Annotated in this window: 12 protein-coding genes and 2 pseudogenes; 9 read left to right on the forward strand and 5 right to left on the reverse strand. The window is 59.8% G+C overall.

Features of this window, described 5'->3' with window-relative positions:
- The first annotated feature begins 609 nt into the window (after positions 1–609).
- From BA011_RS10175 to BA011_RS10190, 4 genes are all read left to right on the forward strand, one after another.
- Positions 610–1,719, forward strand: coding sequence for an SIR2 family protein (locus BA011_RS10175; RefSeq protein WP_237352625.1), 1,110 nt, complete (start codon positions 610–612; stop codon positions 1,717–1,719).
- Positions 1,716–3,488, forward strand: coding sequence for an ATP-binding protein (locus BA011_RS10180; RefSeq protein ID WP_151343440.1), 1,773 nt, complete (start codon positions 1,716–1,718; stop codon positions 3,486–3,488). The genes BA011_RS10175 and BA011_RS10180 overlap by 4 nt, the downstream gene beginning before the upstream one ends.
- A gap of 398 nt (positions 3,489–3,886) precedes the next feature.
- Entirely contained in the window at positions 3,887–4,087 is a 201-nt protein-coding gene (locus BA011_RS10185) for a hypothetical protein (RefSeq protein WP_025394959.1), read from the forward strand.
- A 294-nt stretch (positions 4,088–4,381) separates the two neighbouring features.
- Positions 4,382–5,401, forward strand: coding sequence for a GlxA family transcriptional regulator (locus BA011_RS10190; protein WP_065280358.1), 1,020 nt, complete (start codon positions 4,382–4,384; stop codon positions 5,399–5,401).
- A gap of 66 nt (positions 5,402–5,467) precedes the next feature.
- Here the strand turns inward: BA011_RS10190 and BA011_RS10195 are convergent, their stop codons facing one another.
- From BA011_RS10195 to BA011_RS46525, 5 genes and pseudogenes are all read right to left on the reverse strand, one after another.
- Complete coding sequence (locus tag BA011_RS10195) at positions 5,468–5,785, reverse strand: hypothetical protein (RefSeq protein ID WP_065280359.1); 318 nt, start codon at positions 5,783–5,785, stop codon at positions 5,468–5,470.
- A gap of 283 nt (positions 5,786–6,068) precedes the next feature.
- Positions 6,069–6,188, reverse strand: a pseudogene (locus BA011_RS45025) (glutaredoxin); the annotation flags it as partial.
- A gap of 31 nt (positions 6,189–6,219) precedes the next feature.
- Positions 6,220–7,551, reverse strand: a complete 1,332-nt coding sequence (locus BA011_RS10200; protein WP_017960878.1) for a diguanylate cyclase — start codon at positions 7,549–7,551, stop codon at positions 6,220–6,222.
- Between the two features lie 186 nt (positions 7,552–7,737).
- Complete coding sequence (locus BA011_RS10205) at positions 7,738–8,568, reverse strand: response regulator (protein WP_032991940.1); 831 nt, start codon at positions 8,566–8,568, stop codon at positions 7,738–7,740.
- 267 nt (positions 8,569–8,835) lie between these two features.
- Positions 8,836–8,985 (reverse strand): annotated as a pseudogene (locus tag BA011_RS46525) (hypothetical protein); the annotation flags it as partial.
- Here BA011_RS46525 and BA011_RS44210 point away from each other — a divergent pair.
- The 5 genes from BA011_RS44210 (at position 8,977) to BA011_RS10230 (ending at position 15,546) form a co-directional block, all read left to right on the forward strand.
- On the forward strand, positions 8,977–9,981 hold the full coding sequence (locus BA011_RS44210) for a squalene cyclase (RefSeq protein ID WP_065280360.1): 1,005 nt from the start codon (positions 8,977–8,979) through the stop codon (positions 9,979–9,981). The pseudogene BA011_RS46525 and the gene BA011_RS44210 overlap by 9 nt on opposite strands.
- Positions 9,982–10,119: 138 nt before the next feature.
- On the forward strand, positions 10,120–10,407 hold the full coding sequence (locus tag BA011_RS10215) for a hypothetical protein (RefSeq protein WP_237352627.1): 288 nt from the start codon (positions 10,120–10,122) through the stop codon (positions 10,405–10,407).
- A gap of 113 nt (positions 10,408–10,520) precedes the next feature.
- The gene (locus BA011_RS10220; protein ID WP_186806536.1) at positions 10,521–10,940 is read left to right on the forward strand and encodes a FixH family protein; all 420 of its coding nucleotides are present in this window, start codon (positions 10,521–10,523) and stop codon (positions 10,938–10,940) included.
- Positions 10,937–12,379: an efflux RND transporter periplasmic adaptor subunit gene (locus tag BA011_RS10225; RefSeq protein WP_237352628.1), complete on the forward strand. Its 1,443-nt coding sequence runs from the start codon at positions 10,937–10,939 to the stop codon at positions 12,377–12,379. The genes BA011_RS10220 and BA011_RS10225 overlap by 4 nt, the downstream gene beginning before the upstream one ends.
- The gene (locus BA011_RS10230; RefSeq protein ID WP_065280363.1) at positions 12,376–15,546 is read left to right on the forward strand and encodes an efflux RND transporter permease subunit; all 3,171 of its coding nucleotides are present in this window, start codon (positions 12,376–12,378) and stop codon (positions 15,544–15,546) included. The genes BA011_RS10225 and BA011_RS10230 overlap by 4 nt, the downstream gene beginning before the upstream one ends.
- Positions 15,547–15,560: the final 14 nt, after the last annotated feature.

Raw genomic sequence — 15,560 nt, forward strand, 5'->3', positions numbered from 1 at the left:
GACCGAGAATTCCCAAGACAGGCAGCTCTCCAAAGGAATTCTTGCGCGTTGCTAGGATTTTTCCCTCCAAATGCAGGGTGTATTTCCTTATCGAATTCCTTTCCGCCATTTAAAAGGATTCCTTGAGAAAGCTCTGAGGCCGAATGCCGGTTTCGGAAACACAAAAAGGGTTCGAGCGCTGAAGCATGGGTGCTGCAAGTTCTAAACCCTTGCTCCCCGAGGCCGGAAATTCGATCAATTCAGCGCGTTGGATGACATCCATATGTGCCGAGTAGGCCGACCGTCGGGTTGCGGATCAACAACCACGTCAGATACCTTCCTCCTCAACTTATTATAGAATTTCGAGTCGGGGGTGGCGTGAGCGATTATTGGTCAGACAGGGCAGGATTGGCTGCCAACTTACGTCTCCTTACCCGAGAGGGGAAGTGGCTTGCCTGGGAAGACCGCGACGCCGATCCAGATGATGCTTCGAGCAGGAGAATAGCCGGAGCTAAGACGCGCGTTGAGGACACACTGAGCCAGGCGCTTCATTCTACCAACGTGATAGCCTTGCTGGGTTCGGGGGCTTCTTTTTGCGCAAAGAACGCGACTGTCAAACGAGCCCCTGGAATGGCCGACTTGTGGCATGCCGCGAGGGACAAGGTTTGCGAAGGAAATTTGTTTGGTCACGATGACTTCGACAACGTGGTAATTGATGTCATCGGCTCGCTGCCCGAAGAAGGTAAGGCTGGCGACATCGAGAACCTTCTAAGTCTTTGTAAAATGAAGCTTGAACTCCTGGAAGCTAGGGCTAAAAATCAGAAGCCCGTTGGTGAGGTTGCGCCATCGGACAGCTCGGCTGATCCTGTCACCGTCTTAAAACAGTTTATCGATAAGGCCGAGAGTGCGATTCTGCAGAGGGTTGACTTCGTCGACAACGAAACCGTGCTCTCCGCTCACAAAGCCCTAATTCAGAAATTGGCTAAGCGGGCGGTCGAAAAGCCCCGCGTAAGACTTTTTACCACCAACTATGACCTGTGCTTGGAAGAATCAGCCGCCCGTATCGGGGTTGTCCTCATTGATGGTTTCTCACACAGCGCCGAACAACGTTTTAACCGGGATTACTTCCAGCACGACATTGTCCGAAGGGCGACATCGGGCACAAAGGCGGATTATATCGACGGCGTTTTTCACCTGTATAAGCTTCACGGGTCAGTTGACTGGCGGCGGAAACAAGATGGTGTCGTCATACGCTCCCAAGCCAACGATACCGAGGGATTAAAGCCGGTACTGATATACCCGAGGTCGACGAAGTATCAGGAGGCGTTCGAGGTGCCGTATCTCGATATGTTCGCCGCATTCCAGGCAGCCCTGCGAGAACCTGACACGACGCTGGTTGTTGCGGGGTTCGGCTTTGCCGACGATCACATCAGCGCACCAATCTGGTCTGCATTGGAGTCAAACCTGAGCTTGCGGCTGATTCTTGTAGACCCGTCTTTCGTTCCGGTGGTCAGACTTGATGCAATCGGGGCCGGTGGCCACCTGATCGATCTGGAAATCGGTGTCCAACGGCAGTATCAGAAAAGGATTATGCGTCTAGTCGGAGAGGGCGACCCCCGCATTACCGTCCTTAATGGTCGTTTTGAAGACTTAGTGGACGCCATGCCAACGATCACCGGAGAGTCGGATCGACAACGCTTACAGATGCGTCTGGACCAAATCAGGGATTTTCCAGCGTGATTGATCCGGTAAACGCGCTCATCGATCAAGACAAACGGCTTGGCACAGTAACCCGCGTGTCCGCCGCATCAATCGAGCTGACCGTGCCGTTGGCATTGGCAGCGAGTGGCCAGAGGGGGTTGGCCCGAGGTGCGACAGGTGACTTTGTCTTTATTGATTGCGACAAGGAATGTATCCTTGGTCGTATTACCGAAGTTGCTATTCCTGATCGTCAGAGGCCTGGCCTTGAACGGCAGATGGAAAGCGAGGTTATCGCTGAGCCCCAAGGTCGCGCCCAGCTCTTAGCTACCGTCAGCAAAACGACCCACAAGGTCACGCGCGGCATCAATGTGAAGCCGCGTGTTGGCGACGGGGTGTTTCTTGCTGACGGTAGCGCCCTGGCGACGGCCATCCAGGAAGCTCTCCAAGGGGAAATGGAGCCCGGTCAAACGGAGAGGCTTCTGGTGAACCTCGGTCGCCTGTCCGGGATCACGGATAGCTTTATTGCCATGCCGCCCGAAAAGCTGTTTGGACGCCATTGTGGAGTATTCGGTGCGACGGGTGGCGGTAAAAGCTGGACGCTATCCAAACTTTTAAATGAAATAGTACGGCTGAAGGGGAAGTGCATTCTCTTCGACCCGACCGGCGAGTTCCAGGGAAAGGTATCTGGGGCTACCGAGTTCTCTTTTTCTCAGGCGACAGAGAAGCAACCGCTCGCGCATTTCCCATACAAAAAATTGTCGGAAGTCGACCTATACGCACTTCTCACGCCGTCAGCGCAAGCTCAAGGCCCCAACCTCAGGAGTGCAATCAAAAGTTTGAGGCTAGTTAGCGCTCTGCGTAAAGAGCCCTATCGCTATCGAATGGAGAAGGTCGCGGGCGACCACCAACAGTTCTACATCACCGAAAATGCATTCGTGGAGGTCCGAAGAAGCGGCGTCATTAGGAAAGCAGGGAAAAGCCGAAATGCGGTCTCACTCGCACTTATTGCCCTTACCAGTGAAATGGACTCACACCATTGCGATTTTGACGTCAGGCTGCTCTCTGACCAGATACGGGAAGAATGCGTCAAGCAATACACCAATGATGAGATGGGCAACTACGGGCAACACGATGACTTCCTTCTCGGCAACTGCAACTCGCTTAACGTGCGCATTGAGAACTACCTATCGTCTCCGGAAATGCGATGCCTCTTTTCTGACGATGGCGTCGACATTTGTGCCGTTCTCGATGAATTCATCACAGACCCGAACCAGCACGCCCTGGTTCTTTCGTTCGAGCATGTTAGCTACAAGTACAACACCCGTGAGCTGCTGCTAAACTCGCTCGGGCGGTACCTGCTCGGCCTCGCTCGCAAGAACACCTTCCAGAACCAGCCACTGGTCTGCTTCCTCGACGAAGCGCATCAATTTATCGGTCGATCAATTGGCGATGACGCGAACCAGGTTTCCCTTGATGCTTTCGGCCTCATAGCGAAGGAAGGTCGCAAATATGGGCTAACCACAGCTATCGCCACCCAGAGGCCTCGCGATGTCCCATCCGACGTGCTCAGCCAGCTGGGCACCCTGTTCGTCCATCGGCTAACAAACGACCGGGATCGAGAGACGATAGAACGAGCTTGTGGAGATTTGGATCGGGATGCGGCAGCATTCATCCCCTCGTTAGCGCAAGGAGAGGCAATTGTGGTCGGTCCGGAACTCCCTGCCCCGCTTCCGATCTTGATTGACAGCCCCGAGAAAGGGCAACAACCCTCCTCACACGGCCCGCGATATCAAGCTTTCTGGGGTTAGCAGCGGAGCTGGGTGCACACTTTCTACAAAATCGCAATCTTTTGGATAAAATCGCAATCGTCGTCTGGCGGAAGCTCTCGGCGATAATGCAAGTCGCGTGAAGCACATCCGCAATCCATTGATTTCGGCAATGCGAGGTGCTTTTCGCGATTCCGAAAATCCCAATCTACATGTTCAGCGTCGCAATCTCTTGGATTGAGAATTTCAATTTGTTGGTCCCTACACACGTCCCCTCACAGGCCGGTCAGTCGGCACGCGACGATCGTTCAATATCTCTGATGTTATCCATAAGTTCTATTCGTTTGAATGATGAGTTTTCAAAGCCCATATTAGGATCATGGACATGGACGAACCTCCCATTGACGACCATGCCCCTGACCCAAGAAAGGAACCGGAAAATGACCACGCTCACCTATCGCGGTGGTGGTAAGTCCCTCACCTCCAGTGAAAGCCGCTTCGACCTGGCACATTATGCCCGTAAGCTTGTGCTCGCCTGGACGCGCTGGCAGACGGCCCGCGAAATCGAAGCCATGCCCTTCGACATTCGCAAGGACATCGGCTGGCCGAGCACGGACGACAACAAACACCGGATCATGTAATGAATGCGACATTCTTCCCAAGACAAGGGCGGCGCCTGCCTCGTGCAACGCCGCCTTTTTCGTGAACTGAGCGTCCATCCCTAAGCCATTTTCAACATTGAATTTCAGTCGCCTGTCGGCCTGTTTTATGCTTGCCCTCTGCCATTCTCGCGGTTTGACCGGCCAAATCGCCGACGATGTCGCATATTTGCTCTTCCCGGCCGCATTTTTCCATGCCAGTGTCGCTTTCAGGACATCGGCGCGACGCATTCCGCGCAACGAATGTGTCATCGCCCCTCGAGCATGGATTTCGCTATGAACAGGATGCAGATCAAGAAGCGTTCGGTAGTCTTCTTTATGGTACCGCAATTCACCATGCTGCCCTTTTCGGCGGCCGTGGACACCTTGCGCATCGCCAATCGCATGCTCGGCTATCAGGCCTATACCTGGCGGCTGACCTCGGTCGACGGGGAAAAAGTCTATTCTTCCTGCGGCATCGGCGTCGAGGCAAATTCCTCGCTTGCCGAGGAGCGCCGTCATCTCGGCGGCGAAAACCGGCCGGGCATGGTGCTCGTCTGTTCCGGTATCGATGTCGAGCAGTTCAACAACAAGTCAGTCAATGCCTGGCTGCGTGAATGCTACAATCGCGGCGTCGCCGTCGGCAGCCTCTGTACGGGCGCGCATGTGCTTGCCCAGGCCGGCCTCCTGAATGGCAAGCGCTGCGCCATCCACTGGGAAAACCTGCCGGGCTTTTCGGAAGCCTTCCCGCAGGCAGAGGTCTATGCCGATCTCTACGAGATCGACGGCAATCTCTATACCTGCGCCGGCGGCACCGCCTCGCTCGACATGATGCTGAACCTCGTCGGCGAGGACTTTGGCGAAAGCCTTGTCAACCGTATCTGCGAGCAGCACCTGACCGACCGCGTGCGCAACCCGCACGACCGCCAGCGCCTGCCGCTGCGCGCCCGCCTCGGCGTACAGAACGCCAAGGTGCTGTCGATCATCGAGTTGATGGAAGGCAATCTTGCCGAGCCGCTGACGCTGATCGAGATCGCCGACGGCGCCGGCCTCTCGCGCCGCCAGATCGAACGGCTGTTCCGCCAGGAGATGGGCCGCTCGCCGGCTCGCTACTATCTGGAAATCCGCCTCGACCGTGCGCGCCACCTTCTGGTGCAGTCCTCGATGCCCGTCGTCGAGGTTGCCGTCGCCTGCGGCTTCGTCTCGGCCTCGCATTTCTCCAAGTGTTATCGCGAACTCTACCATCGCTCGCCGCAGCAGGAGCGCGCCGAGCGCAAGATGACCATGGCGACGGCAAGGCAGGCGGTCGCCGCGTGAGACATTGAGAAAGGCCGCCGCCGCGGCCAGTTGGACCAAGTAACGGTCCGGCGGCAGCAAAAATCGTCACTTCGGTTGTTGCTGCCCGGGTAGATTGTCAGGCCGAATGACCGGTGTCTTACCTTCCTCAGGCGCGGGCTGGCTGAATTCGCTGTCCCCGGTCGGGGGCGGCTTCAGGACACCGTGGCAATCGTCCATCTTTTGCGACAGCGAACCGTCCTTGGCCGCCTTCCCGGCGTCCCCGGTTGCCGACTGATTGTTCTGATCTGCAGGCGATGCAGTGCAACGTTCCGAGTCGGTAGACGGTTGTTCATTTGCCTGTCCAATAGCGTTTGAACTCGAAAATGCGACCATCGCAAAGATCAATGCAGCTTGGATTCGCATTGACTTTTCCTTTCACAGTCTCGCCGCAAGCGCATCCAAACCCCACGAGAATGCGCGGAAGTTCCGCCTGTCGCTCGTTCATTTCTAGCCGTCTCGCAGCCAAGGGGCACCGGCACTACGCTCATGGGATAGCGAAAATGCTGACGGCGCCGCGTTGGCTGGGCTCGAAGAGCGTACAGCTTCAGCCTCTCGCGCGCCTCCGTTTTTCGGTTGAATCTACTGAACCTGCGGCTCAGGCATTTGTTCCACGGCGACGCGCTGGAATCTGACTGGAACGTCTGGTTCACAACAGGGAGCTGACCGATCCCCATACTGCCATCGCCATCGTCAACAGGTTTTCGGAAACAAGGCCCAACGGAACGCCACCGGCACCGCCGACGCAGGCGAATTTCAGCTCGCGTTTTCGAGAGAAGCGAACTGAGATGAGGCGCCCGCTATTGCGCCGCCTCTTCCGTCATCCTGGCGTCGGAATAGACCTGGTTGCGGCCCCTGTGTTTGGCCATGTAGAGAAACTGGTCGGCGGCGTTCAGGTAATTCTCGAAGGTCTCGTAACCGGCGATCTCGGCAATGCCGATCGAAATCGTGACGCCGAGTTCCTCGTCGTCGGCCGTGACCTTCAGCCGCGAAATGTCCGAGCGGATCTCGTCGCAGAGCTTGGTCGCGGCTGCCGAATCCATCTGCGGGAAGAGGATGGCGAATTCCTCGCCGCCGAGCCGCGAGAGAAGATTGTCGCTGCCCTCGAAGATCGTAAACAGCCTGTTTGCGACAGCCTTCAGCACCTTGTCGCCAATCTCGTGGCCATAGGTGTCGTTCAGCCGCTTGAAATGATCGATATCGAGAATGGCGACGGAACTCGGCACCTTCAGCCGCAGGCACTCGTTCACCAGCTTCGGGCCGTTGTCGTAGAAATAGCGGCGGTTATAGAGGCCGGTCAGGTAGTCGCAGGCCGCCGCTGCCCTCAGTTGCCGCATCTGCGCCAGCGTTTCCGCATTGTTGGCGATGCGGCATTGCAGTTCCTCGGCAACGAAGGGCCGGTAGACGAAATCGCTGGCGCCGGCCTTGAGGAAACTTGCCGAAAGCATGCGGTCGTTGGAGGAGGAAACGCCGATGACGCGCAGCCTGTCCGAACCGAAACGATGGCGGATGCGCCGCGTCAGCTCGTAGCCGCTCATATCGGGCATGTGGTGATCGGTGACGACGAGCTCGATATCGCTGTAGGCCTCGAGCGCTGCCAGCGCCTCGAGCCCCGAATTTGCCTCGACGACGAGATACTGTTGTGCCTTCAGGAGGTCGACGAGCACCTGGCGCGCCGAGACGACATCGTCGACGACGAGCACCCGCGTCTTGCGGTTGGAGATCGCCCGCCGGACGGTGGCTACCAGATTGTCGAGCGCGAATTCATTGTCCTTCAGCACGTAATCGATGACATTGCGCTCCATGATCTTGTTGCGCGTGTTGAGATCGAATGTCGCGGTGAAGACGATCGCCGGGATATCGTGCTCGATCGTGCAGTCGAGCGCTTCGCCATAGGGCGAATCCGGCAGGTTGAGATCGACGACGGCCATGGTGTAGCCGTGAGCGTCGTCGGCAAGTTCCTTGCGAAGAGCCTTCAGCGACGGGCAGGATTTGACGGCAAGGCCGAGCTCCGTCTGGAACCGGTGACAGAGCACCGCGGAAAACATCCGGGAATCTTCAACCAGAAGTATTTTGAGCCCGCCGGAGCGTAACCCGATGCCATCCCGCTGAAAATCCGCTTGAAACGCCACAGCCGCTACTCCCCCATGCGTCTGACGGGCGCGACTCGGCCCTCTCCCCGGCGGGGACGATAACCGAGAGGCCTGTGCGCGTGAAGGGGACAAATAACGGCGACATTACCTGCAATTGCAAAAAATCGACGACTGTCCCCGACCGTCATTTCCGCTCCCCTGGCGATACCGATGCTGGAAGGGCCGTCAGGCAACCGCCCGCTCCTTACGCATCGATTGAATTTGCAGCAGCGTATCGAGGTTCTGGTTGACGCGGCAGTAGAACTCTTCGTCGATGAAGGGACGCAGCATGAAATCATTGCCGCCGGCCTTCAGGAAACGTGCCGAAAGCAGCCGGTTCGACGAAGAGGAAACACCGATGATGCGCAGCTCGTGCGAGCCAATATTGGCGCGGATGCGCCGCGTCAGCTCGAAGCCGTCGATGTCGGGCATATTGTAGTCGGTGATGACAAGGCCGATATCGCGGTTGGCCTTCAGGATCTCCAGCGCCTTGCCGCCGCTCTCGGCGACGCTGACCCGGAAATTGTAGCGCTTCAACCGGCTCGACAGCAACGCGCGCGCAGTCGCACTATCGTCGACGATCAGCACGTGGTGGCGATGATTGGTGAGGAAGCGGCAGATCGATTCCGCCAGCAGGTCGACGGCGAAGATGTTGTCCTTGAGGATATAGTCGACAATATCCTTGGCCATCAGCTTGTCGCGCATGTTTTCATGGAAGGTGCCGGTGAAGACGATTGTGGGTATGGAGAGATCGACCAGATATTCGAGCGCTTCGCCGTTTTCGGCGCCGGGCAGGTTGATGTTCGAGATCGCCAGCGTGATCGGATCGGAAGATTTGTCGTAGGAAACCTGCAGATCTTCGAAGCTGCGGCAGATCTCGACATCGATATCGAACAGCTCTTTGAGGCGTTTGCTGATCATCGAGGTGAATACGTTGGAATCTTCCGCGACAAGAATACGCGCGCCGGCAAACATTTCCCCGGAATATTGCATCCCCGAAATACCTAGAAACGCCATAGCAAACCTTTGATGTAAAATCTGTCCCCGGATCAAACCGATACATCGATTGATTTGAATAATTATTAATCGGCGCGCTTGGATATAAATGAAGAGGCGGCCCGATCGGGCCGCCTCCCGCTTCTTTGCGGATATGATTAAGAAATCAGGCGCGAAGCGCCGCATTCTCGGCGTCGCACAGGCTTTCGCCGACAACCGTCGCATTATAGGTCGAACCGACGTTTTGATCTTCGGTTTCGTGCCCTCCTTGGCATAATCCGGCCGCAGCATGGCAAGCGCCAGCGAGCGGTTGATGCGGAAACCGAAGGCGCCGTTCGTGACGCGGCCGACGAGCCCATCCGGCTGGCACCGCTCCGCCGAAGCGATTATAAACGAGCCATCGACCCCGACCCGCCGACAGGTTCGCCCATGATCCAATCCGACACAGTGATCGAATGGCTTCTCGACTCCGACCCGTCGATCCGATGGCAGGTGATGCGTGACCTGCTCGATGCTCCGGAGCGGGAATGGATGACTGAGCGGGCCAAAGTCGAGACCGAGGGCTGGGGCGCCAGGCTGCTCTCCTGCCAGGACGAGGACGGGCAATGGGCAGGCGGCGCCTTCCTGCCCGCCGGTTTCGACCCGCACGAGTGGAAGGAGCGTGGCCAGCCGTGGACGGCCACGACCTTCTCGCTGTCGCAATTGCGCGAGTTCGGTCTCGATCCCGCCTGCGGCTGCGCCAGGCGCACCGTCAAACTGGTCGGCGCCAACGCCCGTTGGGAAGAAGGCGGCCAGCCCTATTGGGAGGGCGAAGTCGAGGAGTGCATCAACGGCCGCACCGTTGCCGACGGCGCCTATTTCGGCGTCGACATCTCGCCCATCGTCGACAGGCTGGCCGGTGAGCGTCTCAACGACGGCGGCTGGAACTGCGAGCGGGCTCGCGGCTCTGTCCGCTCCTCCTTCGCCAGCAGCATCAACGTGCTGGAAGGTTTGCTGGAATACGAGAGATCGACCGGCGGCACGCATCGGTCTCGAGAGGCGCGCAGGACGGGCGAGGAGTTTCTGCTGGCCCGCAACCTCTTCCGCCGCCTTGGCACCGGCGAGCCGGCCGACGAACGCTTCCTGCACTTCCTGCATCCGAACCGGTGGCGCTACGACATTTTGCGCGCGCTCGACTATTTCCGCGCCAGCGCGATCCTGACCGGCGCCGACCCCGATCCGCGCCTCGGCGAGGCAATCGACCACCTTCGTTCCCGGCGCTTGCAGGACGGCAGTTGGCCGCTCGACGACAGCCCTGCAGGTCGGGTGTGGTTCGAGGTCGATGACGGGCAGGGCAAGCCTTCGCGGTGGCTGACGCTCCGGGCGATGCGGGTGCTCAGATGGTGGGATGCCCAGCCCTCAGTCCGTCTCGATGACTGCAACACATCTCCGTGAGCCCGCTTCCAATTCCAGAACCTGCATGCCAGTATCCAGCCCATGATTTTCCGGCGGACCATCCATCGTCTGTTCCTTGCCATTGCTATGCTCGCGATCGTTATCGGTCCGATGAGCATCGGGGTGGCGAGCAGTGCAATGGCGTCTTCCGCTCCGGCGATGATCGATGGCATGAGCGGCGCGATGGCCGGCATGCATATGGCAGAGCAGATGCCGTGCTGCCCCGAACAGCAGCCCGTCAAGCTAGATTGCGCCAAGGGCTGCCCGCTGGCGTTGGTCTGCACGACCTCGATCTTCGCCCACGCGCCCGACGTGCACGGCTGGTCGTTCGCGATCTCCTGGGCGTCACATCGCTACCACCTCATTCCGGCGTCGCAACTGACGCCCGCCCATGTCGAGCCTCCGGCTCGACCTCCGAAAGCCTGATCTCAAGTCATTCCTGAAACACGTCTACGGTTCACGGCGGGTGCTTCGCGCATCTTTCAGGGACCTACGGCAATCAATTTATGACTGAGGATGCGGCCTGAGCGCCTATCCCAATGAGATCAGATATTATGAACAAGACCACCTTTTCCGCGGGAGCGATGCTCCTCGCCGGCGTGCTTATTGTCGGTTCCGCCACAGCGTCCTTCGCCGCGTCACAGGACTACGAATTCCAGCCGGTTTCGACCGACGTCAAGCAGGGCCAGGGATCGCTGGTCTCCGTCCGCCTCGTTGACAAGCGCACGGGCAAGCCCGTTCCCGACGCGGTCATCTTCACCACCCGCATGGACATGGCTCCCGAGGGCATGGAAATGATGACGACACCCGTCGAGGCCGCCGCCTCCACGGAACCCGGTGTCTATGCCTTCAAGACGAACTTTACCATGGCGGGTGGCTGGCGCTTCAAGCTTGCCGCCAAAGTCCAGGGCGAACCGGACACCGTCGAGGGCGAACTCGTCCTCAAGGCAGCGCCGTGAACACGCCAGCGCGTGTGGCAGCCACGCTCTCCCTCGCCGTATTGGTCGGCGGGGGAGGCTATTGGGCTGGCACGAACGATCTTGGCGCACAGCTCGGCCTTTCCTTCTCCGAAACGGCGCTCGTGACGCCGGCAGCTTCCATGGCCGTGCCGACCGGCGCGATCATTTACTATCGCCATCCGGACGGCCTCCCGCAATTCTCTGCGACGCCGAAGAATGCAGAGGATGGCCGGCCGTTCGTTGCCGTGCACGCGAGTAAGGATGTGAGCTTCGCCGACACTGCAGCACCGAAGCCGGTCGAAACGGAAACGACCATGACATCGTCCGCAACCGCGCCGGGGACGGGGAAACTTCTCTACTATCGAAACCCGATGGGCCTGCCCGACACGTCGACGGTGCCGAAAAAGGACTCGATGGGCATGGACTATATCCCCGTCTACGACGGTGATCAGGGCGACGCCTCGACCGTCAAGGTCTCGCTCGGCAAGCTGCAGCGAACGGGCGTCAAGACCACGACCGCCGAGATGGCCAGCATCGTCAGGAAGATCGAAGTGCCTGGCACCATTGCGCTTGACGAGCGGCTCGTCAGCGTCATCTCGATGCGGACGGATTCGTTCGTCGACGACGTCGCCAATGTCACCACCGGCAACCGAATAAGGAAGGGCCAGAGCCTCTTCAGCTTCTATTCGAAGGACATCGCCACTGCGGCCTCCGAATACGCGGCCGGGAGAAATGACGGCCGCGGGAACGGAGAGGTGGGCTCCGCGCTGCGCCTGAAGAACCTCGGCGTTCCCCAGGAGGCGATCGATACGATCGCGCGGACCCGTCAGGTGCCAGCCAGTATCGGTTATGTCGCGCCTCGTGACGGCGTCATTCTTGAGCGCTCGGCGACCACTGGAATGATGGCCAAATCCGGCGACGTGCTGTTCCGCATCGCCGACATCTCCAACGTCTGGGTGATCGCCGACGTCCCCGAATACGATCTGACCTCCGTTCGGATCGGCGCATCGGCCGACGTCGTCGTCCGGAGCCTGCCCGGCAGGACGTTCAAGGGCGTGATCGACCTGATCTATCCCGAAGTCGAGACGCAGACGCGGACGACGAAAGTCCGCATCGAGATTCCAAACCCGGACGGCGTCCTCCTCCCCAACATGTATGCCGAGGTCCAGATCGAGGCCGGTGCGCCAAACCCCGTGGTGGTCGTTCCGAACAGCGCGGTCATCGACACGGGCGACCGCCAGGTCGTCTTCGTCGACAAAGGCGAAGGTCGGTTCGAGCCAAAGAATGTCATGCTGGGCCTCCGCGGCGAAGACAAGACCGAGATCACCAAAGGCGTCGCCGTCGGCGACAAGGTGGTGGTTGCCGCCAATTTCCTGCTCGACGCTGAAAGCAACCTGAACTCGGCGCTCAGCGCCATGACCGAGGATGCCAAGCCATGATCTCTCGCGTCATCTCCTGGTCGGCCTATAATCTCGTGCTCATCTTCGTCTGCGCGGTGCTTGCCGTCGCCGGCGGCGTCTACGCCCTGCGCTCCCTGCCGCTCGACGCCATCCCAGATCTCTCCGACATCCAGGTGATCGTCTACACCGAATATCCCGGCCAGGCCCCGCAGGTGGTCGAGGACCAGGTGACCTATCCGCTGACGACGTCGATGCTGACCGTGCCGAAGTCGAAGGTCGTGCGCGGCTTCTCGTTTTTCGGCGTCTCGTTCGTCTACGTCATCTTCGACGACGGCACCGATCCCTATTGGGCGCGCAGCCGCGTCCTGGAATATCTGAACGCCGCCCAGAGCCGTCTGCCGCAGGGCGTCACCCCGACGCTCGGCCCCGACGCGACGGGCGTCGGCTGGGTCTACCAGTACGCCGTCGTCGCCAAGGAGCTGTCGCTCGCCGAACTGCGATCGCTGCAGGACTGGGTGGTGCGGTTCGCTGTCTCGAAATCCGAAGGCGTGTCGGAAGTCGCGAGCGTCGGCGGCTTCGTCAAGCAGTATTCGATCGTCGTCGATCCGGCCCGCCTCAAGGCGCAGGGTGTTTCGCTCGACGACATCGCCAATGCGGTGCGCGCCAGCAACACCGACGTCGGCGGCCGTACCGTCGAGCTTTCCGAATTCGAGTTCATGGTGCGTGGTCGCGGCTACCTCAAGGGCATCCCCGACATCGAGAGCATCGTCCTGAACAGCCAGAACGGCGTGCCGCTCAAGCTGGGCGACGTCGCCAGGGTCGAGCTCGTTCCGGACGAACGACGCGGCATCACCGAACTGAACGGCGAAGGCGAGGTCGCAAGCGGCATCGTGCTGCAGCGCTTCGGGGCCAACGCCCTGACGGTCATCGACAACGCGAAGGAGAGCCTGGACCAGGTCAAGAGCAGCCTTCCGGCGGGTACGGAGATCGTTCCGGTCTACGACCGCTCGACCTTGATCGAGGCCGCGATCGAAACCCTGAAAGGTACGCTGGTCGAGGAATCCATCGTCGTCGCACTGGTGACCATCGCCTTCCTGCTGCACGTCCGCAGCGCGCTCGTCGCCATCATCATGCTGCCCGTCGGCATCCTGATCGCCTTCATCGCCATGAAGCTGCTCGGCCTCGGCGCGAACATTATGAGCCTCGGCGGCATCGCGATTGCCATCGGGGCGATGATCGACGCCGCGATCGTCATGATCGAGAACGCCCACAAGCATCTCGAACGGGCGCCGCCCGACAAGCCACGCATCGACATCCTGGTCGAGGCGGCGAGCGAAGTCGGCCCGGCCCTGTTCTTCAGCCTGCTGATCATCACCGTCTCGTTCCTGCCGATCTTCACGCTGGAATCGCAGGAAGGCCGCCTGTTCGGGCCGCTTGCCTTCACCAAGACGTTTGCCATGGCGGCGGCCGCATTGCTGTCAGTGACGCTGGTGCCGGCGCTGATGGTTCTCTGCGTCCGTGGGCGTATCGTCCCCGAGCGCAAGAACCCGTTGAACCGGTTCCTGATCTGGATCTACCGCCCCGTCATCTCGGGCGTACTGCGGGTGAAGTCGCTGACGATACTTGCGGCCCTTGCGATCCTCGCGGTCTCCGTATGGCCCGTGCAGCATATCGGCAGCGAGTTCATGCCCAATCTCGACGAGGGCACGCTGATGTACATGCCGACCACCCTGCCCGGCATATCGGTGACCAAGGCGGCCGAACTGATGCAGACGCAGGACCGGATCATCAAGTCCTTCCCCGAAGTCCAGAGCGTCTTCGGCAAAGCGGGTCGTGCACTGACCGCCACCGACCCGGCCCCCACGGAAATGTTCGAGACGATCATCACGCTGAAGCCGAAGTCGGAATGGCGGCCGGGGGTCACCACCGACAGCCTGAAGAAGGAGATGGACGCTGCTTTGCAATTTCCCGGCGTCTCCAATGCCTGGACGATGCCGATCCGCGCCCGCATCGACATGCTGTCTACCGGGATCAGGACGCCGGTCGGCGTCAAGGTCTACGGCACCGATCTCGGTGAAATGGAGAAGGTCGCCCGGCAGATCGAGACCGTGCTGAAAACGATCCCCGGAACGTCGAGCGCATATGCGGAGCGCGTGATCGGCGGCTACTACCTCGACATCGTCCCGGACAGGACGGCGCTCGGCCGCTACGGGCTGACCATCAACGACATTCAGGACGTCGTCGGTATGGCGCTCGGCTCTGAGGTCGTGACATCGACCGTCGAGGGCCGCGAGCGTTATGGCGTGGCCATACGATATCCACGGGCGTCCCGAAGCGATCCACAGTCGATCGCCAGGGATGTGTTGATATCGCTGCCGGGCGGAGGAATGGTGCCTCTCGGTGAAGTGGCGGACGTCAAGCTGACCCGCGGCGCGACGACCATTCGTACAGAGAATGGTCAGCTCGCCGTCTACATCTACGTCGACATCGCCAACCGCGATCTCGGCGGCTATGTCGGGGAAGCCCAGCAGGCGGTCGCAAAGAGCGTCAAGATGCCTCCCGGCTATTCGGTCGCCTGGAGCGGCCAGTTTGAGTACCTGCAACGGGCCGAGGCGCGGCTCGCCGTCGTCGTCCCGCTGACGCTGGCGCTGATCTTCCTGCTGCTCTACCTCAACTTCAAAAGGCTGACCGAGACGATGATCGTCATGCTGTCACTGCCCTTCGCGCTAGTCGGCGGCATCTGGCTGATGTGGTGGTTGGGCTTCAACGCCTCGGTGGCGGTCGCCGTCGGCTTCATCGCTCTCGCGGGCGTTGCGGCTGAGACAGGCGTGATCATGCTGATCTACCTCGACCACGCCCTGAAGGAGCAGCGTGAGGCCTGCGAAAAGGAACGCCGCGCCTTCTCGAAGCTCGACCTCAACCGGGCGATCATGGTCGGCGCGGTCGAGCGCGTCCGACCGAAGATGATGACCGTCGTCGCCATTATGGCGGGTCTCGTTCCGATCCTCTGGCGTACCGGAACCGGATCGGAAATCATGCAGCGCATCGCCGTGCCGATGATCGGCGGCATGGTGTCTTCGACGCTGCTGACGCTGATCGTCATTCCAGCCGTCTACGGATTAGTCAAGGGGTGGCGACTGCCAGCCGCTTCGGAAAGCGCTGCTGCCGGCGACAGTCAATCGCGAGAACTGCAGGCAGCCGAATGAGATTGGAGGCAGCA

It is taken from the genome of Rhizobium leguminosarum (assembly GCF_001679785.1).
In the GTDB taxonomy this organism is placed as follows: Bacteria; Pseudomonadota; Alphaproteobacteria; order Rhizobiales; family Rhizobiaceae; genus Rhizobium; species Rhizobium leguminosarum_R.